Origin of the sequence: Paenibacillus terricola (genome assembly GCF_014779765.1) — a bacterium.
Classification (GTDB): Bacteria; Bacillota; Bacilli; order Paenibacillales; family Paenibacillaceae; genus Paenibacillus_T; species Paenibacillus_T terricola.
Window position 1 is genome coordinate 162,883 of record NZ_JACXZA010000005.1, and the last position, 21,300, is coordinate 184,182.

At 44.3% G+C, this 21,300-nt stretch carries 13 protein-coding genes and 3 pseudogenes; 6 read left to right on the forward strand and 10 right to left on the reverse strand.

The features are described from left to right. Positions 1-12 precede the first annotated feature (12 nt). Positions 13-327: a hypothetical protein gene (locus H8B09_RS19705; protein WP_191205293.1), complete on the forward strand. Its 315-nt coding sequence runs from the start codon at positions 13-15 to the stop codon at positions 325-327. Continuing rightward, the gene (locus tag H8B09_RS19710) at positions 314-493 is read left to right on the forward strand and encodes a hypothetical protein (protein WP_191205294.1); all 180 of its coding nucleotides are present in this window, start codon (positions 314-316) and stop codon (positions 491-493) included. The genes H8B09_RS19705 and H8B09_RS19710 overlap by 14 nt, the downstream gene beginning before the upstream one ends. Positions 494-716: 223 nt before the next feature. On the opposite strand, the gene H8B09_RS19715 is transcribed toward H8B09_RS19710, so the two are convergent. The 5 genes and pseudogenes from H8B09_RS19715 to H8B09_RS31445 all read right to left on the reverse strand — a co-directional run bounded on the left by H8B09_RS19715 (position 717) and on the right by H8B09_RS31445 (position 5,081). Then, on the reverse strand, positions 717-1,700 hold the full coding sequence (locus H8B09_RS19715; RefSeq protein WP_191205295.1) for a tRNA dihydrouridine synthase: 984 nt from the start codon (positions 1,698-1,700) through the stop codon (positions 717-719). A 250-nt stretch (positions 1,701-1,950) separates the two neighbouring features. Continuing rightward, complete coding sequence (locus H8B09_RS19720; RefSeq protein WP_191205296.1) at positions 1,951-3,066, reverse strand: slipin family protein; 1,116 nt, start codon at positions 3,064-3,066, stop codon at positions 1,951-1,953. 756 nt (positions 3,067-3,822) lie between these two features. Further along, positions 3,823-4,131, reverse strand: a pseudogene (locus tag H8B09_RS19725) (VOC family protein); the annotation flags it as partial. A 183-nt stretch (positions 4,132-4,314) separates the two neighbouring features. Then, entirely contained in the window at positions 4,315-4,788 is a 474-nt protein-coding gene (locus tag H8B09_RS19730) for a hypothetical protein (RefSeq protein ID WP_191205297.1), read from the reverse strand. Then, positions 4,785-5,081, reverse strand: a complete 297-nt coding sequence (locus H8B09_RS31445) for a C39 family peptidase (protein ID WP_191205298.1) — start codon at positions 5,079-5,081, stop codon at positions 4,785-4,787. The genes H8B09_RS19730 and H8B09_RS31445 overlap by 4 nt, the downstream gene beginning before the upstream one ends. 181 nt (positions 5,082-5,262) lie before the next feature. On the opposite strand from H8B09_RS31445, the gene H8B09_RS19740 reads away from it, so the two are divergent. The 3 genes from H8B09_RS19740 (at position 5,263) to H8B09_RS19755 (ending at position 11,390) form a co-directional block, all read left to right on the forward strand. Next, positions 5,263-5,691, forward strand: a complete 429-nt coding sequence (locus H8B09_RS19740; RefSeq protein WP_191205299.1) for a hypothetical protein — start codon at positions 5,263-5,265, stop codon at positions 5,689-5,691. Positions 5,692-6,642: 951 nt separating this feature from the next. Next, complete coding sequence (locus H8B09_RS19750; protein WP_224753793.1) at positions 6,643-10,206, forward strand: S-layer homology domain-containing protein; 3,564 nt, start codon at positions 6,643-6,645, stop codon at positions 10,204-10,206. Positions 10,207-10,526: 320 nt separating this feature from the next. Further along, positions 10,527-11,390 (forward strand): hypothetical protein, encoded by an 864-nt coding sequence (locus H8B09_RS19755; RefSeq protein ID WP_191205302.1) that lies wholly within the window; start codon positions 10,527-10,529, stop codon positions 11,388-11,390. Between the two features lie 126 nt (positions 11,391-11,516). Here H8B09_RS19755 and H8B09_RS19760 read toward each other — a convergent pair. After that, positions 11,517-11,951: pseudogene (locus tag H8B09_RS19760) on the reverse strand (SPFH domain-containing protein); the annotation flags it as partial. A gap of 412 nt (positions 11,952-12,363) precedes the next feature. Here H8B09_RS19760 and H8B09_RS19765 point away from each other — a divergent pair. Further along, the gene (locus tag H8B09_RS19765) at positions 12,364-12,618 is read left to right on the forward strand and encodes a hypothetical protein (protein WP_191205303.1); all 255 of its coding nucleotides are present in this window, start codon (positions 12,364-12,366) and stop codon (positions 12,616-12,618) included. 670 nt (positions 12,619-13,288) lie between these two features. Here H8B09_RS19765 and H8B09_RS31310 read toward each other — a convergent pair. The 4 genes and pseudogenes from H8B09_RS31310 to dpdJ form a co-directional block, all read right to left on the reverse strand. Then, positions 13,289-13,369 (reverse strand): annotated as a pseudogene (locus tag H8B09_RS31310) (HNH endonuclease); the annotation flags it as partial. A 143-nt stretch (positions 13,370-13,512) separates the two neighbouring features. Then, on the reverse strand, positions 13,513-16,290 hold the full coding sequence (locus tag H8B09_RS19775) for a hypothetical protein (protein WP_191205304.1): 2,778 nt from the start codon (positions 16,288-16,290) through the stop codon (positions 13,513-13,515). Further along, positions 16,287-16,814 (reverse strand): phospholipase D-like domain-containing protein DpdK, encoded by a 528-nt coding sequence (gene dpdK, locus H8B09_RS19780; protein ID WP_191205305.1) that lies wholly within the window; start codon positions 16,812-16,814, stop codon positions 16,287-16,289. The genes H8B09_RS19775 and dpdK overlap by 4 nt, the downstream gene beginning before the upstream one ends. Further along, the gene (dpdJ, locus tag H8B09_RS19785) at positions 16,811-21,298 is read right to left on the reverse strand and encodes a protein DpdJ (RefSeq protein WP_191205306.1); all 4,488 of its coding nucleotides are present in this window, start codon (positions 21,296-21,298) and stop codon (positions 16,811-16,813) included. The genes dpdK and dpdJ overlap by 4 nt, the downstream gene beginning before the upstream one ends. Between the last annotated feature and the right edge of the window lie 2 nt (positions 21,299-21,300).

A 21,300-nucleotide genomic window follows, 5' to 3' on the forward strand; every position in this document is an offset into this window, starting at 1 on the left:
GAATGTAACAATTTGGAACAAATTTCCGATAAAGATAAAAAAGAGAACAAATGGGGTGCTAATATGAAAGTTTCTGAATCCAATCCGAATCTTTATCAGCAGATTGACAACCATAGAGCCAGCCGAGATGGCCAGCCACAACTACAACAGGGACAATTGGAAGTAAATCGGCCTGTGATCGACCTATTGCAGATCAGTTCCGAAGCAAGGAGTCTGGCCGCTGATGCGGTTACCGATCATGAGGCTTACAAGTATGACAGTCTGCCGAGCAAGCCAAACGGAGCGCCGGACGATTATCAAGATGGAAGATATCATGAAGCGGTTTGAGCCTGAAACCTACAATCACTTTCATGAAGCCATGAAAGTGAATGCGGAGGATGGCATGTCCATCTTGCTGAGGTTCGCCAAACAAATTCCTAATCATCCGGATTGGTTCAAAATCTATAAAGAAGAGCTGAAGCAAAGCCAGTCCCTGTTGGACTACAAATCTTAAGCTTCTTGTGCAATATGAAGATAAATTCTAGTAGTTGAATGTTGCTAGGGTCTAATTAAGATTCCTCCCGGTATTGGGCACTTATTGACCCGATCACTGATAATCTAAAGGCCGACGATGTCGTCAATAATTGAGTCCCTGCAAATTATAGAGTACATAAAGAAGGCGCATCTCATTCGAGACGCGCCTTCTCGTTTCCAGAGGATGCCTCCTCTAATTCACTTTACTGTTCCTCTACCCCATCATGCTGCTTGCTTTCAAATTCGTCGAGCAATTCACGCGCTTCGCTAGTCGACTTGGTATTCATTAAGTTATTTCTTAATTCGCTTGCCCCTTTAAATCCACGTACATATACTTTGAAGAAACGAGGAATGGGCTTGTACGGACGTGGCTCCAATGCCGAATATTGATCGTGGAGATCCAGATGCAACCGCAGAAGGTTAAGCAGCTCCTCGCTGCTATGATCCCTCGGCTCCTTCTCGAAGGCATAGGGGTTATGAAAAATGCCACGCCCGATCATAATGCCATCCACGCCGTATTGCTCTGCTAGTTTCAAGCCGATCTGACGGTCAGGAATATCTCCGTTGATGGTCAATAGCGTATCCGGCGCCACCTCGTCACGAAGCTTCTTGATCTCCGGGATCAGCTCCCAATGAGCGTCTACTTTACTCATTTCCTCTCTTGTCCGCAGATGAATGGATAGATTAACAATATCTTGTTTCAAGATGTGCGTCAGCCAATCGCGCCATTCGTCAACGGCACTGAAACCAAGCCTTGTTTTTACACTTACGGGCAGTCCTCCGGCTTTGGCTGCTTGAATGATATCAGCTGCAACTTCGGGACGACAGATCAGACCGCTTCCTTTCCCGTTCTCCGCTACATTCGATACAGGACAACCCATATTGATATCTATCCCTTTAAATCCTTGTTCCGCCATGCCGATGCTCATCTGACGGAAGTATTCCGGCTTATCTCCCCATATGTGTGCGACGATAGGCTGCTCATCCTCTGTAAAAGTCAAACGGCCGCGCACGCTTTTGTTCCCCTCCGGGTGGCAGTAGCTCTCTGTGTTCGCAAACTCCGTAAAGAAAACATCCGGTCTTGCCGCTTCGCTCACGACATGGCGGAAAACAACATCCGTCACATCTTCCATAGGCGCCAGTACAAAAAAAGGCCGCGGCAAATCACGCCAAAAATTATTCGTCATATCTAAAACCTCTCTATGGATATCCGTACAACTCATTATCCCGTAATGATAAAAGCAATCCTGTTCATGTTTCTTCTACACTTATAGCATGTTTGAGCACCTAATCACAAACCTCTTTTGCAATTTGGAATAACCTGACGATACACAATAAAAGGGGGCGCAGCCCGCTTAGGCTCGCCCCTCTCTATGTTAGATATAGTTTGATCAATACAATTGTCTATCCAGGTATCGATCACTCGGGAACCCTATATCAATTGACCGATCCCCTTTTCTCACCCACCAACGAGTTCAACCGTTCCAACAGATCGCCACCGCCCGTCAAAGAGATGGAACCGATTTTCTCGCATATTTTCTCGAGGAATTCCAGCTCCTTCAGTCGGAACAACGTCTCATTCTCGTCCATCAGCTTGGCTGTATTAAGCAGGCTTCGGGTCGAAGCCGTTTCCTCCCGACGAGTGATTAGATTGGCCTGCGCCTTCTTCTCCGCGAGGAGGACGGTGTTCAGGATATCTTTCATGTCTCCCGGCAATACGACATCCTTAACCCCCGCACTCAGGAATTGAACGCCGAACGCTTCTTCTTGTTCACGCAACCGAGATAGTACGAACGAAGCAGCATCCTGTTTCCGTTTCAAGAGATCGTCCAGCTTGAGCGTTCCGACGTATTCCCGAAGAAGCAGCTGGAGCTGGATGTGGATCTGCTCGTCGAAGGACTTCAGTTCCAATGCACGCAATGGGTTTACGATCTTATATTGGCATACGAAGTTTATTCGCAGCGTTACTTTGTCCTCTGTCATCATTTCTTGTCCGATCAGATCCATCTGTTGTTGTCTGAGATCAATGGTCCTCACCATAACCGACACCGGACTTTTCCAGAAATAATACTTGCCGGGAGACAGCTCGCGCTGCAAGACATGATCGTAGAACAAAAATCCGGATTCATAGCTCGCAATTTCAAATGGCTGTACATAGACGGACAACTTAGCTACAACGGAACGATCTACCTCAGCAGGCAATTCCGGCTGCCTAGTGTCCGCATGCAAGAAGGTATGTTTCTTGAACATGTTCCAGAAAGCATATGTACCAGACTTCAGCAGCTGCCGGAATTGTCCATCCTCGTAATGCAGGACGTATTCGTGGTCTTGCACGCGTACAATATGGAGCTCTCGCACAAGGTCATCATCATGCAGGAATAGCTGCAAATCTTTGCCCTCGACAACGAACGGTTTAGCAATATTCAACACCGCAACGTTGGATTGAGACCATGACGACAAGCGATAAGTGCCCGGCATCAGCTTCCTCACATAACTACCTTTATCGAAGAGCAAACCGCGCTCGTCAGCTTGAATCGTTATTTTCTTGAACATCTTCATTAACCCCCTTAGTTGTTCGACCAATGGATTAGAATCCCGCTGCAGTTCTGACGGAATCACGTTTGAGATAGGCGATGGACCAGTCGTATGCATGGACATCCAAATAAGAGGGTGACCTGCCTTCAGGCTTCCTTCTTACTCTTCCGTCCAAGCGAAATACCGGACTATCCGCGCTATCGGTATCCACGGATTGCTAAGCCTTGCCGCAGTGCGCTTAACTAGCCGCCAGGGATTCTATCCTAAGGTCTTGACTATAAGTTTGTGCTCGATTGAAAGTCGAGTGTTCTACCAGAATCGCTCTTCAGGCGATTGGGGAATCGAACCCCAAATAGTGGTGATACCTACCAACCGATCGTACAGGATACCGCTGCATAGCATGCACGGCACTGCGGGACAATTCGATATCCTCGCCTCGTTACGACCGTCTGAATAAGAACCAATGCAAGACGTTCTGTCTTACAGGTTCTATAATCACTCATTTCAACCGGAACGAACATGGCGGAAGTATTACGACTGAGCACATAATGCCATTTTTTTCTCAGTGGGTAGCTGAAATAAGTTCACAATAAGAAAAAAGAGAGGCACATGCCCCTCTCTGTCACTATTTGAGAATAGAAAAGAGATGATGCCCGTCGAGACATCACCTCTTATCACAAGTTTACTTTATTGGAGCCTCGAGCTCCGCCTGTACATTCGACCATTCGAGACCTTCATGTCGGCTCATGCTAAGCCCCCAGCGACAACTGTCCGTCAACGCCTACCACTGAACCGTTCGATCGCTTCCTCGGTCACCGGCTCGAAGAGGTTAACGAGGTTGCCATCGGGATCGCGGAAAAGCACAGAACGATTCCCCCACGGCATCTTGGTCGGTTCCTGTACCCAATTATCGACAAACGGCTTCAAGCGCGTGTATTCGGCTTCGACATCGTCGACTCGGAACTCGATAATGACAGTGTGATTGTTGGCCGCTACTACGGAACCAGCTCCGAATAGCTGCGCCGTCTGGGAGTGGCCGATTGCCAGGGTGCATGATGGCACAACGAGTTCGGCAAAAACGGGCGTACAATGCCGTATATCGTGGGCCAGAACCAGCGAAGCTTCCTTAAGGGGTAGTTGAAAAAATTAATTGGCAATGTTCCCCCAATCGATGCAAGAAGTGCTTCGCTTTAATCCTCTTTTTTATTATCTCCTTCTTAATGGGAAACTCATAACGTAACACTACGCCGAACACAACTTGAAGTTCTATAATTTAGCCGACTTTGTCGTGTTACGTTTAATCACAAAATAAACAATTACAGCAGCTAAAGCAGCAATAAGAACACTTAACCCCATAATAAATGTCCAGTTTCTTATGGGATTTGCTTCTTGTTCAACTAGACTAGCAGAACTATCTTCATCGTTAGGATTGATTTGAACTTCTTTCAAGGATTTTATAAACGTACTTACATTTTGCTCTTTTATTTCAACACCAACTTTGGACGAAGGTTCTAGTGATTGTTCCATCGCACTATTGCTATCTAAGTTCACTAATTCTGGAATATACAAAATTTCATTGCTATCTGTTTTTGATGCTACAACAAACTGCCCTTTCAATCTGATTAGTTGAGTCACCGAATCTTTTGAAGTTAGTTTTGAGATGGCTGCAGCTAATTGCTGCGGATCGCCTCCAAATTCGGAAACTACTAGTTTTCCTTCAACGGTTCGATTGATGATCATTGTAGATTTGGGCTGCCTTCGTCATCAATTTGACTCTTCACTTCAGAATATGTAAGAGATCCTACATAACTCCAGCTAGATACGCCAAAATGATACAGCCCAGACTGCACTTCCGTATATGCTTCGCCATCGTTTGTTGGACATCCAGTGGTGCCTTTAACATACTCATCAAATGCGCATTGGCTAATTTCATATCCATAATAACGTAGGATACTTGATCCTGAGGCTGCCCAGCACCAGTTTGTTTTTGCTTGCGTAACAGCAGGGTAACCAATTAAGTTAGTTAATAACAAATTTATTCGATTTCTTCATTGACAATATACTCCCTTAACTAAGAGTTGTTTTATAAAAAGATGAAACAAGAGACGGAAAGAAAATCATGTAAAAGACACCACAAAAAAGTACAAGCTGGCCTGAAACATATACATCATAATCCCTGTCTAATTAGTAAATTGAAAGGAGGTATAGAGATTGTTGTTAAAACTTAAATTGGGGTCACTTTTCCTTTTGTGCATTGTAGTTCTCAGTTCTTGCATGAACCAGCAGGACACTCTCTCATTGAAAGAGGTTGTCGATCAGATTGAAGTAACAGGCGTCGACCTAAAAACTCCGAGTAACAATCAACACCAAATAGAACTTAAAGGTGTATTGCCCCATGAATATTTGATTGGAATCAATGAGGAAGACGGTAATGATTGGGAATCAGTAAGTATATATATCTTTCATTCTGCTAAAGACCAACAACAAGGTACTAAGATATTCAAGGAACAATTGAAAACTGAGCATGCGACAGAATTACCAGTAAATTATGAACAAAAGAATGTACTAATTGTGTATTGGAGCCATTCGAAAGAAAATCCAAGGTTCGACACTAAAATTACATCTGCACTGGATAAATTATAATTCCATTTTGTTGATGATAATGTACTTCTAGATACAATTCACCTCTTTCCAGAAAATGATTTTTCTCGCCTAATAAACAGTTTCACGTATATTAGGGCATTTCAAATTTTACCCAATTAAATGAATTGATAAAATAGGTCACTTGTTGTCTTCCTTCGACAAGGAATTCATCCATAAAACTATGTTATTCAAAAATCTTTTTGTAAATAATCCTATATATGGGTCTATTGATACTTATATTCATAATTTTAGCGTTCCAATCACTAATTTGGTGTTTGTCAATTTTCTATCGAATCCGTCGGTTAGAAAGAACGCCAATACTTTGTACAGGTGACGGGAAGGGGACTGACCCCTTAACGTGAGACAAATCAAAACACCTTCAAGTGAATGCTTCCATGTCATAAGATGTGGAGGACAACTTGGAGGTGTTTTTGCATTGACAACAAGAGTTAGTTACCCAGTAGAAGTGAAGATGTAGGTATTAAGGTTGCGGATGAGCTTGGGATCAAGCATGTGACTCAACTGAAAGTTTGGTTTAAATGGTATCGCAACGGGGATCTTCACCGACTTAAGTAGCCTGTCGGCAAGCAATACAGCTTTGGTAAGGGCCGGAGTTTGCTTCAGACCTTGAGCAAGTGAAAGCAGAGAATCGCTTTCTGAAGCATAAGCCACTTTAACATCAGCATTTATTTGAATGGAATCATGATGATTGCTAAAGATTTTCTCAGAGTAAGCGTTTCCATAGATTCTACTTTTTGACAGGTTGAAAACCTGGTAAATATCCCACATCATAGAGTTGGGCGTTAGTCAAAATGACAACGTGTCCGAATACGATGCGGGTAAGCCGTGGGCCCACCGGATCGAAAAAAAGGAGGATTTTCATTGATGCTAAAACGTTTTGGCAGAGTGTTTGCGTTCCTCTGTTGCTTGGTAATGGTGGCTTCGCTAATAATGCCTACCAGCCTTGCCGCCGCCAGTGACAACATGAAGTACGCAGAAGCACGTGATGGCGACCTCAGTTCTACAACTCCTACAACCTTGCAGGCGGATGTTACGCCGACCGCCATTTTCGGAACTCCAGAACTCGGGTCAAACGACCCACTGTGGGCCTTGACAATGGAACACCCCATCAACAAAAGCACGGTACCCGACGACCCTAGACCCCATGCCACGGGCACAGCCCGAATCCTGTGGGACCACGACTACCTGTATGCCCGCGTAGTTGTGAAGGACAGCAATCTATATAAGGGAGCCGGCGGAGATCACACGTACGACAGCCTGGAGTTTTATGTCGGCAACGGATCCAGCGGCTCAAACCAATGGCGTATCAGCGCGACGGGCGTGTTCTCAGGACAGTCCGCTCAGGGCAGAGCTGCGTGGACCCAGATCACGGATACAGGATATATCGTGGAGATGAGAATACCCAAGAGAACCTTGACCTTAGAGGAAGGCAAGCTTACCTTCGAGGTCTATATCAATAACTCCACGGACAAGGGCGGCGACCGCTATGAAGTCGTTTCCTCTTTCGGAGCTCCGGACACGGGTTATTCCAGCGATGCTTCATTTAAAGACAGCCTGCAGCTCTCTTCAGCCAATGTAGCGGACAACAGATTCTCAATCACCGCCACGGCGGAATCGGGCGGTACAATAACGCCGAACCCACCCGGCGGTGTTCTGAGACTAGCTAAGGGCTCAAGCAAACAATTTACGTTTACCCCTAATTACGGCAAAATCGTGGATACCGTAACGGTAGACGGCAATGCCGTGACTCTATCTGCTGCTGGTACTTATACCTTTACGAATGTTGAGGCTGACCATACCATTGTCGTGACATTCAAGAACGATCCGGACGCGAAGCAGCTTCCCTTTATCGTATGGAATGACAACTTCGCCCGCGGCGAGTACACGACGGCTGTCATCATCGACTTAGGCGATGGGAAGGCGGCGTTAGGCTCCGCGCTTAACCCGGGCTTGTTCACCGTCTCGGCTAAGAACACGACCCTCAGCGGCGACGCGGTGACCTTTGAAGGAACGCGCAAGATCACAAGGGTGTACGCCAATGACCAACCAAAGGTACGGGGCTATAAGGGCACAGTAAGCAATTCCCCGGATTATCAGGAAGGACTGTCAAGCGGCCGTTACATCGTTGTTGAATTGGAGTTTTATTCAGAGAGCGGCGGCAATACAACGCTGGATGGCAGCAGTAACTCGACCAAGCAGGTTTACAACATCGTCCAGAACGACCAGATCCAACTAACAGATGGGAGTTCGCTTCGCAACGTCGTTTTTAACCAGGACAAAGTCGTGAATCCGATCCTTGACAAGTTTACAACACCTACGGGCAATTCGGTCAATCGCGCGCTCTACCTTCACAAGGATGACAACGGTAATGTGGTGCAACGATTGCCGCTGTATGTCTATACTCACGGCATGTCACGCGGCGGTACTAACTCTGAAACAGACCCCAAAGCGGCCATGAAATCCGCCAACGGCTCGGTCGCTCTAATGAAGAAAATGGAGGAAAAGCCCGAGAAATACGCCAGTCATATCCTGAATATTTCCTATAATGGCACATCTACTCCCTCTACAGCCAATGTTAAGAAGGTTATAGACAACCTGGTTGAAAGCGGCGCAGTAGACCCTAACCGTATTTACGTGGCAGGCTTCTCCTGGGGCGGCCTGTATACGAACAGCTTAGTTAACGCCTACCCCGGCTTCTTCGCGGCCGCCGCACCTATGTCTCCGGTAGGCGGATCACCGGACGCGAGCACCAACGACGCGCACGCCAAACTGGCCTATTGGATGTTTATCAACGCTAATAACACTGGCGTATACCAGACTAACCTCGCTAACTATATAAGCACCAATATGCCGAAAATGACCAACGCGAGAGCTTCGCGTTTTGAGAGCAATGAGGCTCTTACATGGCCCTACAATCAATTCGATCAGCCGGGTCAGAGACCGAATCCGGCCATCACACCTCCCCTGCCTGATTATGTAGCGCATGAGGTTGAAGCTGCGGTTCTTTACAACCAGATCACGATGGGGACTTGGAGCATAGCTCCTACTGCGCAGTCCTCTAACTTGCCGGCTTGGAACAATGACTACACAGACGTCTTCGATTGGATGTTCGCGCAGAGAAAAACGGACGGGCCAGGCGCTCCGGGCGACTTCAAGGCAACGGCGGGCGACGGTCAGGTCGCATTGAGCTGGACTGCTCCGACTGACGATGGTGGCAGCGCGATATCGGGTTACAAGGTCTGGTACGGCAGCACGACGCTAGTCACACTGGGTGCGGCGGAGACCAAACATACCTTCACTGGCCTGACCAACGACCAAGCCTACACCTTCAAGATCGTTGCGGTCAATGCGAAGGGTGAAGGCGCGGAGAGCAGTGCAACGGCTACGCCGACGAAGCCAACGACGACTCCTGTTGTGACCGGTCCTTCTGGCAGCACCAGCGGCAATACGGGCACAGGGACAAACACGGTATTGTCGAAGTCGAACTACACCGTGAATACGCCTAAGGATAAACCTGCGGTCACGGACAACAACGGCAACATCACCCTGCCCGGCGGCGGCGAGATTGTGACCAAAGGCGGGACGAAGATTAAGGTACCCGAAGGCACAACGATAGACGCAAGCGATAAGGTGACCATTCCGGCGGACAAGAGCGCCGAAGTGACACTATCCGGCGGCAACAGCACAGTGACCATTCCGGGCGGCTCGACGATAGCGGGCGATGGTACGGTCACCGTGGGCGGAGACGCGCATGTGAAACTGCCGAACGGCAGCCAGGTGGATATCCACAGCGGCTCGAAGATACAGAGCGACGGTACGGTTGTAGTAGGATCGGGCGGTGCGAGTGTCGGCTTAAACAACGGCATGTCGCTGAACATCCATGAGGGTACGGAGCTTGTGTTCGATGCCGACACCCCGCTTGGCTTCCTCGTGAAGTCGGGCAATCCTTACAAGGATGTCAACATCGACAACTGGTTCTACAGCTACGTAAACTCCGCCAACACATTCGGTCTTTTCAACGGCACGACGTCCACGACGTTCTCACCAGGCGCCTCGATGACGCGCGCGATGTTCGTGCAGGTACTGGCCAATCTTGAGAACGTTAACAGCTCCGACTACACGAGTTCCCGCTTCAGCGACGTGACGGACGGGCAGTGGTACACGGCGGCAGTCGAGTGGGCGGCCGAGAGCGGAATAGTCAACGGTATAAACGCAGATCGGTTTGACCCCAATTCAACGATTTCGCGCGAGCAGATGCTGGTGATCCTGTACAACTACATGAAGTACAAGGGCTATGAGATACCTGAAAGCCAATCTAAGTCCTTCGCGGACGAGAGCAAGATCAGCTCATGGGCGTTGGAGGCCGTTAAGGCGCTGCAGGGCATCGGCATTGTATCAGGCAAGCCGGGCAACCTCTTCGACCCCACAGCCACGGCCACCCGCGCCGAAGTAGCCGCTGTCTTCGTAAGGTTCGTTGAATATTTGGGTAAGTAAAGCGTAGACAGAAAAATGGAGACCCTTCCGGCTGGACAATATCCAGTCGGAAGGGTCTCCTTCTATTGTACAAAGTAAATCTCCGGTCTGATGCTGCTAACACACGACAGTAGCATAACGCTTTGGCCTATACCTGCTTCATTATCACTTTGTTCTGCCAATGTCCACTATATGGGTTGCACTTCAAAGAGGCCCGATACCAATAATACCTGCTCAATGAACTATCTCACCAAAAATCACTACTAATTTCTCGCTTACACTTGAAACTTTCTTAGTAGGGTAGCGTCTAATAAATTATCCAGTTGATGGGGGCGAACTATATGAAGGTTACTAGTTACTACGGTGGGTATGCGGATATGGGTTACGTTTACATAGCACCACCTAATGAAAAACTTGATAAGGATATAGCAAGTCGAAATGAAATTACAAAGTTGTTTAAGCCGGAGGAGATTCAAATTCCATACATAACGGGGGATAGCCAGATTTCCTTGTTTATCAGTAAAATGACTATCGCTGAAGATAAGTTTTTCGCAGGTTATCAAAAAGCCTTCGAATCCGAGTACGGGCTTGATTTTGACAGTCATGGATATTTGACGGGGTTCGAACTGAATCTTTCAAAAGACAAATTCGTTGAATTCATTCGGAATCAAGCATATAAAACATTTCATATTGAATGGCATAACAAGCCCTATAATCTAGTAACTTTCGATCACCCGGAGCAGGTTTTTCATTCGGAGAACATCATCTATAAGTTGAATGAACAAGAAGACACTTTTGTTATCGTTCAACTTGAGGAATATGAAAATTACTATCCACAATACTACTATACTACGAAGAAGAAGCCGCCAACTGCTAAGATTAAAGCATTGTTCTCCTCAAGAGAAGACATCTATCCCCTTGAATACTTATTGAAGCCGAAGTTCCATCTCGAAGAAAGCACAACCGTGGCAGTTATCAATAATGATTTATGTTGTGAATTGAATGTATTGCCCCAATGGGATTCCATACCTAATGAAGACCGCGAGAGTCTTATCAATCATTATGTTTGTGAGAACTGTTCAGAAGTTGTACGCATTATGGAATGTATCATACACGGAGTAGAGGATGGACTTCTGTTGAGAGGTACATGTAATTCCTGTAACCATCGGGTTTCTACACATGTTCCGCTTAATCAAATCATATGAAAGACTTGCCTCTTTACATCCTCCTTTTGAATTTCTATAACATTTTAAGTAAGCTATCTACGGGAGATATCCTGCGACATGAAGAAAGGTGCTGATCTTGTCAGCACCCTGTTGGGAGACTTTTAATTAATTGCTTGCTCCCCTTTTGTCACCTACCAATGCGTTCAACCGCTCCAACAGATCGCCGCCGCCCGTCAACGAGATAGAACCGATTTCGCAAATTTTCTCGAGGAATTCCAACTCCTTCAGTCGGAACAACGTCTCATTCTCGTCCATCAGCTTGGCGGTATTAAGCAGGCTTCGGGTTGAAGCCGTTTCCTCCCGACGAGTGATTAGATTCGCCTGCACCTTCTTCTCCGCGAGTAGGACGGTATTCAGGATATCTTTCATGCCTCCTGGGAATACGACATCTTTAACTCCCGTACTCAGGAATTGCATGCCGAACGCTTCTTCTTGTTCACGCAGACGAGAGAGCACGAACGAAGCAGCATCCTGTTTTCGTTTCAAGAGATCGTCCAGCTTGAGCGTTCCAACATATTCTCGAAGCAGCAGCTGGAGTAGCGGCTTAAATCTAAGCAGTTTATTAATATGATCATTTGTGATTTGAACTTCGAGGTTAGATAAACCAGCCAAAGCTATCACTGCCGAATACATTTTTGTCCAATTGTAGCATGTGGATAAAGTCCTTTGATATATTTGAGAAGAAAAAACCGCCTGTGACATTCTCTTCTCACTCTCTTTGCCTCTATGTATGTGTCTGTAGACATCTCGTCTACAGTTTAATAATAGACATCTAATCATTGATGTCTACAAACTGTCTACAATTTCAAATACAGAAATACCCAGTACTCATGCGGACTGGGTATTTCTGTTTGGAATATAAAATAAAATTTGTAATTTCTCATGCATAAACGCCCTCTCTGTTATGGCGTGCGATCTATGGTTGCGGTGACTGTTTCGGAGGACGTAGACGATGGCGAACAAGCAGGAATTTCATGGATTACGTCGAATCTTTCCGAAAAAGGAGAGTGTTTTAATGAACCTCGTTAACCGATATTTTGGTAATAATGTTGTTGTTACGCTGGACACTGGAAAGTCACATCAAGGAATCCTTGAAGATGTGATCGATCCCGAGATTTTTGGTTATGTTAAGGTGTCAGATGGGAACGAAATATACTTAATTCCAGAAGACCAGATTGTAGATATAAGGCCAGCAGCATTGCATTAACTCTATACCACACGTGAACATTGGGCAGGTTCCACCAACCTTGACAAAGGGTTGCCACAAAAGCCTCTTTTTTATTTCCAGTGTTCGGTAATCCTAATTTATAGGATAATCCTGGATTGAACTATTAAGCAGCATCGGGTGGTTAATTGTCGGCGTATATTCAAAAGGAGATAGTTATGTCACCGCGTTCAATTGATGTTTTAACCAAATGGCTATTAGATCACCAATATAACCCTCCAAAAAGCGATGGCAGAAATCAATACATTGCTCTTTCGGAGGAACATGGAACTGCCCTTATACGTACAGTCGATAGAAAATCATACCAACCACATGTTAATTGTGTTGACAGGGCTTCATTCGAAACTCATAAAGCAGTCAAGAACACTAAAGGATATAACAGACTGTTCTATGCATTAAGTTTGAACGGTAATTGTCAACTATTGATTGTCCCCGAGGAAGTTGTTGAAAAATATATATCTATGAAGTGGTTCGTAATTCCACTTAAGCATACCTCTAATAATAATGCTCCATTGCCAGGAATAATTACATTAACACTATAGACTACTGATAACCATATTCCCTCCATAACATAACAGACAGGAACACGGCACTTACAGGCCTAAGACTACTTCTGATTTGCCTAACCTCGTAAGATCGGTGAAAGTCGCCCGAGCATCTCTCTTTTTTCTGAGATCGAAATAACACCTCTGTCAAACAGTTTATGATGTAACGAACAAAGTGCAATCCCATTGGTCCACTGGCTTTAGCAGGCTCTAGTAATTGTCTCAATAGATTGGATGATTCCCCTTCAATCTTATATGTGATGCACTTACGGTTAAATAAAGCCGAGTAAACATAAGTTTACTCGGCTTTATCCGTTTTTCAAAAGCACCACTAGTTAAGTGAGGATGCATAATGTTCTAGACAATCTAGAATTGCTGATTCTCCAGGAGAACGTGGATACAACGTAGTTCCTTGAATTAATGGTGAAATTCCGTAAAAAATTGCATGAGTCAAACAAGAGGTTACAATAACTACAAGATCAGATTTTGCACATACCTCAACCTGTTTACTCATTTTTGTTTCTGCACAAATCCGAATCTTTAGGTTTGGATTACGGTTAGTAATCTCTTTGACCACCCGTTCCGCTGGTCCTGGCCGTAAAGTGAAGATTGAAACAGTTTCGACGGGAACCGTAGCGATCGGATCCACGGGATCTTTCGACTGAAAACGTGTGAGTAAGTTTTGAATCGTATCATGGCTTCCGGCACAACGCTTACCTAGACGAATAATATAATCTAGTTGAGCAGTACTGGTTCCACTACTAGAAATCTGATAGGACCATTCATCCCAGATTTGCTTTATTTCGTCCCCAGCAATGCCATAGTCTAAGAATAGTTCAATTAATTCAAATACATCTGCTGCCATCATAGAGTTTGGCGAAACTTCCAGCCAATCCCGGATATCTTGCCATAACTTATCACGATCCAGCGGGCGGAAGTAAAGAACACTGTTACTCAGCAAGACCAAATTGTGCAGAGTTGGACCATTACATTCACTAGAGGCAATGATGAGATCAATTAGGGCTTGATATAACGAAACAAATTTGCTATTTTGCATGACCAATGCTGAATTCATCTGATCAATGAGTAATCCAATGTGACCGATTGCAATTATTGCTTCGTCCGGATGAGTCGAGTCTAATGCTACTGTTGTGATCGTCTCGGTTAATTGACGAATCGTTTCAACAGAAATCTCCGCCCAATACATATTATCTGTCATAGGTTTTACTTCTTTCACCAATTGACGATCTGAGCCAAATCCCATTAACCAGTCAAACCATTGCTCCCAGCCATGGCAAAATTGGTTAAGCTTGATGGTTTTCCATCTATCCTGTGCACGATGAGCCGGAATCCTGCGGTCAACCTCTATAAACAACTTCACACGACTATATCGATCTAATGAGGAGCGCGATTCAGACTGTTCAAACCATGCAACAATCCAGTCAACAAATTGAGGATTGCCAAAGTTATTCCAGAGATCCCTGAGTGTTTGAATCACCATTGATTCATCTTTGGATAATTCTTGTCTTGCTAACACAATGCCCAGTTCAGAAATAATAATAAGATCGGAGTGGTCGCCTTTAGTGTGATCAGCGAGATGATAAAATAGCAGTCGATGCAAAGGTTGCCACTCGATGTGATTCCAACATTCATCTTGCTTTAAGTTCTCAAGTAGATATGGGATACTATTATTTAGAATTTCTTCGTAATCCACATCGTTAGCTAAAGATTCCCACTTCTCAATCCAATTTTTGAGTGTATCTGGATAGCGTATCCATTCGCGTATATTCCACTCAGTTGCTCCCCTTCGCACAAATTCAACGTTCGAATGAGCACTATTTAAGGCTAGGTTATCAATCCATTCCAACCAGTTCGTTGGCACTCGGTAATATTTTCCATCTCCCTTTAAATGTTCCATTGCGAATTTGAACCAACGATTCGTCTGAAGCGATTGTTGATCCTCCGTACCCAGGGAATCAACTGCCTGCAAGGCTCTGTAACTTGTATCTAGTGTTTGGAGTTCAAATGCACATTTTACCATACTGGCTACCGTCTCTTTTGAAGCAGGCAAACCTTTGAGCAGTTCAAATGCACTAGAATATTCACTTTGAGCGATAAGTTGTTGAATTGTTTGATCAATAGACGTTTCGACTGTAACCGGTGCCCTCTGCGTCAACTGACTATTCCAGTATTGATAAATAGGTTCAAGATCCGTTCCCTTTATTTGCTGTTCAAGATCTTTTATCCATGGTCGCCCCTGACTCTCAGTTAAAGCGTAAAGCATAAATATTTTTAGCACTTCTGGTTTTGTATTACGTTGCGCTTGATAACGAAATAAGGAAGCGAATTCCGGATAAATTTTTTCCTGAAACCGTTCAATCAATAACGTTGGATTGATTTCATAAGATGCGAGTTTTTGTTTATACACTGCTTGAAGAAGAGTCTCAGTTACCGACCATGGTCTTCGCATCTGAAGAAGATCTTTCATCCGAGGCATATTCAGTATTTCATGCCAACAATCAAAAGTGGCTAGTACTTTAAGCCGTAAGAAAAGAATATTCCTAGAATCCAACTGGTATTGGCGCTCTAACTTTATTAATAGTTTATCTGCATCATTCCGCTCTTTTGCTTGTAATGCTAAGTCAAAATCACGTAGTACACGATCAAGTGTAGGTAAAACTTCAGTTGTACGCGCAGGGCGTTTATTCTTCAAGATATACATAAATTGCAACTGTCGAATAATATTTCGGTCGTCCCCACTAAAAGCAAAATAATTACCACTTGATAACTTTTCCACCAAGAGGTATTCAGGTTGATCTGAGGGGCTTGAGATATTTTCAACTTTTGCATAAGTTGAACCGAGAAAAGATCGCCAATCTTCCTGCAAGACTTGGAGATCCTGTTTATTAAATGCAATAGCAAACCATGTAATTGAAGAACTTTTCTTATTCCAATATGGCAGTATTGCCGATTTACTTCCTCTTAATTGCTCAATCCACGGTGCAACCTTTCCATACGTATGACCCGGTTGTTGAATATGCGAAAGCGTAATTTTGTTAGGATCCTCAAAAAAACGATGGATGAAGGACTCAATTTGTGTTGTAATCAAGGTGCTTCATCCCCCCAACGTGCTGCAAATGTAACTCGATTTTCTGCTATTTCCTTGGCATTCGTCACAAGTTGGACATACTCTTCTGAAATAGAAATCCCATTGTAAGTAAAATTCATGGATCCATTCAAGTAAAAATCGTCTGCAAGTAACCCTTTGTTATGGAGCAGTGGACTTGTTTTGATGCTAAATTTGTTGTGTTCACTAATTTTACTAGTTACACGCTCAATAAATAATTCATTATGATCATTGTCACGGGTACCAATTCGAACCGTCGTCCCCATCTCAACCAATCGGGCAATAACATCACTTATGTAGACTTGCTTTCGAGCCCAACTCGGTTCTAATGATGTAAATTGGTTCGATTGGTTATCAATGACGGGTATATCCGATATCCAAGGTGAGACAAGCCATATACAACGACTCGGTGCAATTAACTCCGCGACAAAGAGCGACTGCAAGAGATCAGAAATTTCTCTAGAATGCTGCATTGTATAAATATAGCGAGACGGAGTGTCACTCATGCGATCGCCTCCCGTATATCAATCGAAACAACATAGTAATTCCCTTCCCTACGAATGCCTTCAATACGCGGATAAACATTAAGAAAACCAATATCAATAGGTTCACTTGCAAGAGATAAGATCACTTGACGAAGGCGGTGTAAATGTTCAATGTTTATCGCTAGTCGTACGTGCCCTTGCCGAACTAGCGTTTCTTGAATCGTTTCTTTCCACTGCTCACCTGACAGTATTAAGCTTTCTTGGATAGGCAATGTATCGCGTACAAGTTCCCTGTCCATGGGTACTCTTGGGGCAAATGGATTATAGGCCAACAAAGCACGTGTACGTATGGCATTACCTCTTGGCCACATTAAACTGTAAAGAACTTGAAAACAAAAGTGTGAATTCTGAACCGTTTCGGAATCAATTTGACTCAACGCGTGCAACAACTTGTCTCTGTATACGGAGTCTTGACTGAGAGCGTATGCAACAACACGTGCATCGAGTTCAATCCCTAAACGTTCCTCTTCATAATCCCAAATAGAGATGACTTGATGAAGCAAACCATCGGTTAATGGAGAACTCCCAGGTTTAAGGACTCGGTTTAGTAGCGAATTAAGTACAGGTTTTGTGACTAGGACTCCTTTTTCACGCAAACATTGTTGCATGGTTTTTAGTGCTAATTTAGCCTCCGCGTGATCCACTGCGGATCGAACTTGTTCAAAAGCGAGCTCGACTTGCTCATCTCGCACGGCAAGTGTAACGCTGCGTGACATCTCTGTATTTGCTATCTCTAAATCTGATGGTCCTAATGCGCTCTCAACTAAACGGAAGAACCGGCGGGGATCCTCCTGATACCTCCGCATCACTTCTTCAATAATACCGGCCCCTCCGCCCGTAAGTTCAGTGATCCAAATTACAGAATTTCCACTCCCAGTATCACATGAAGGATCCAAATCAAATACAATATCATCGTTCTGAGCCGATCCACTCAGTTCTTTACATGCTTGTAATATCGCTGCCCCGAGTGTCATATTCCAGCGTTCCACTGCCCATATCTTCCATCCTTCATCAGGTGTCCCCCACAGAACTTCAGACAACTCATACAGTCGTTTATTAATAATTTCATGTTCACTTAGTTCTAAAAGTTGTTGATGTAATCGCTGATAATCACCTTGGTTGTCTTCTTCAATATCACTTGTAGATTGAACCTCAAAGACAACGGATAGGACTCGGTTCATGATTTTTGGTAACGGATGTTTGGCGATTAGCTCGCGTGCCGTTTGTAGATTACATTGATTGATGAGAGATGTTGTAACGAGTGAGGAAATATAAAGTTCCGCGAGTCGCTCCAATTGAAAAACATTGGCAATACCCCTCAACTCTTCGTCATGCATCACTCGATAAGTATAATAAGCTACACGGTATGAGCGAAGTTTATCTTGATTCGAATCGTTTTCTTCAATTATAGATGTGGGGATATGAAAACGAAATGCGATACCATCAACTTCATGTTCGAATCCAAGAGCAACACGTTGTTCCGCAATATAATACTGCGTTTTCTTTTCATAACTTTCATTAGTAACAAATTTTAATGTGTGCTCACCATCTGATGCAAAGCGTTTTACTATAACAGGTTGTTGATTCAAATGAGTATAGAAAGAAATCTCTTCGATAAGAGTACTCCAACTGGAGCCAGAAGGCAGTTCCATTGTTACCCCATTTAAGTTTACATTAAAGGTCTGAGGAGCAATATTTGTACGCCACTTTAAGAACCCATTGGAAGTTGGACTTATGTTTCCAGGAATTAATTGTGTATCATATCTCCATGGTCTTATTAGCGGAATAGTAATCTCCTCCCCGTATTCACGGAAAGACACTTCGCCAATTTCATCATACACAGTACAGAACGTCTTGATCTCAATTGGTTCAATACTATTGGTTGGCTCAAGTGTGGTAGGAGCAACCCAATGACTTTCATCCGAACGATTGACACCAAAACGTCGAGTCACTCTTCCCGGTACAAACGTATTCATCGCCTGTGTGATAGATAGACTCGGAGGTTGGTTTACCTCCCTTTCCTCTCTTCTTTTTGGTGCATGTATTTGTACTTCTGGTAGGGTTAATTCACTAAACAAATTTTGAGGTACGAATTCGGGCAAAGGGGAATTTGCAGTTATTACTTCTTGTTTTCCATCAACTCTTCCCCAATTACTGTCCAATCGGCGTAGCAAAGTTGGTAGAACATTCATCATTAGCGAGCGTGGCGGGTCCCATAGTATCGCCATTAACTGTTCTTTATCTAGATGTAAGGCACTTAACAAATGATTCTCCAGACGCTTACGAGTCGGGTCATGAGTAAGTACCTTTTCAATTAATGTTACGAGTTGGAATCGAGTTGTCATAAACGGTTCACTCGTCGTAGGGCGCGTACAGGTATCCCAAATGCTAATGCGGTACGAGCTCGTTGGTTGAATCATACTAGTAAACCAATCAAGCGTACTAAATACAACTTGCATTCGTAAAATATAACGGTTTTGGACTGGCAATTCTTTTTTTGTTAAAATTGGGTCGAACAAAGATTCGTAGTTTTGATAAGTGAATCTGTCTCGGCCATAATCGGATAACACTGTAATCATCCACGGCCTCATATTCGGATCGCGACCCGCACGGCCCTTACGTTGCAAGTACGCAGCCATATCTAAAGGGGCCTTATGCTGAATAACGGCTCCGACTGCCTTGTCGTTATACCCCACTTCTAAAGAAGCTGTTGCCACAACGACTTCTGCCTCACTAGAAACTCCTATGTCTTGAGAACTCGTACGACCAATTATTAATTTCCGTTCTAAATCGTGCCCCAACCGCTCCGCGAAGGTCCATGCTTGCCCTTCCCTCACCCGATTCGACAAGTCAGAATTGGCACTTGCTCTATAGGCTGCAAGTGGAGGATCATTCATTTCTCTACCGTTTGGAAAACGTCCTTCAGCATCTAGTAAATTGTGATATAACCTGTTGGTCACATCAAGATCATCAGTAAATACAAATACTTTTCTGCCATAATGAGGGGTTTTAATGACGCCTTCTAACATTCGACGCATCAGCATCGTTGTTTGAATACTCGTGGACAACGTAGATGTTATTGAACTTGGATCTCCACGTAGAACCAATTGATATTCATGCCCCGTGGTTTCCATTTCCCCTTGGTTGGCTTGAATCCACTCGATGTTACTTTTTTTGAGACCAGTGAGTTGCCCGAAAAATTGACCTGCTTCCTCTAAAGTCGCAGACAATCCGGTAAAATGAAGGTTGGTTTGTATTGCATGTTGCCAGCGGCGTAATAGTAAGGCCACGTGTGCACCATGCGTTCCGGTATACGTATGAACCTCATCTAATAACACCCATTTTGGTGGTTTCCCATTAAAAGCACCTATTAACCGACCAAACTTTACATTGCTCAAGAAGCGATTCAACATTTCTGTAGTCGTAAACAAAATATCAGGAGGGGTCTTTACAGCCTGCTCTCTTGTTAAAATAACTTCGTCTTCACTTAGGACTGATTGACAAGACGTACAAAGAAGTTTTGCGATTTCATTCTGGATATCCTGAGTTCGCCAATATAAAGCCTCTCCGCAAGTTGGACAAGGCATAAAGGGACAGATATAACCGCTTTTTTGATATGACTCCCACTTTTGAGGTACATCACTGATCGTTTTAGGCGTTGCTCCAAAAATCGCAGCAATCCGTAATTTCCTTTTACCTTTAGATTGCAACCATGCGTCCAATCGGCGAGCCTCTTTATAAGCGTCAGAGAATTGATCCTTTAGTAGTTCATTTCGCGGATAGAGCGCAATAGCACTAATATACGTAGGTTCACTTTTTGATATTAGTGCTCCGATTTTCGTAAAGGCCGGCAAATAAAAGGACAGTGTCTTGCCTGTTCCTGTACCAGCGCATACGATCATGCCTTTGGAGCGATCTTCCTTGCTATCGGTAAACAATTGTCTACTGGATAGTACTTGAAACTGTGAAAGCTTAAAATCGGTTCCACGATCAAGCATGCATTGAATAGCCTCTTGTTCCTGCGTTGTCAGGTATTCTTTTAACTGACTTACTGTTTGCTCGGATGTAAATTTACGCTTAGGGTACTTTCGCTCTTTCACAGATAACCTGAAATCAGAGACCAGTGTCGGGGCAAGATGCCACTTTTCTTTATGATAATGTCGCCATTGCCGTAAACGGGCCATTAAGCGAATTGTTTCCGCCATTCGAGAACGCCAAATTAACCCTTTGCGTCCATGGATCTCATACATTAACCCTTCTTTATAAAGGTCACTTAAGAGTTCGTCCACTGTAAAATTGCTACCGGTTAAACCGATCCATTCTTCTATGAATAACTCCAAATTTGTCTCTGACAGTCCGCCCTCTACAAACCCCCAAGAGAGTAACTCAGTTTCCTTCGTTTCAATATAGTTAAGAAGGACTTGTATCGACCGCTTGAGATTCAAAC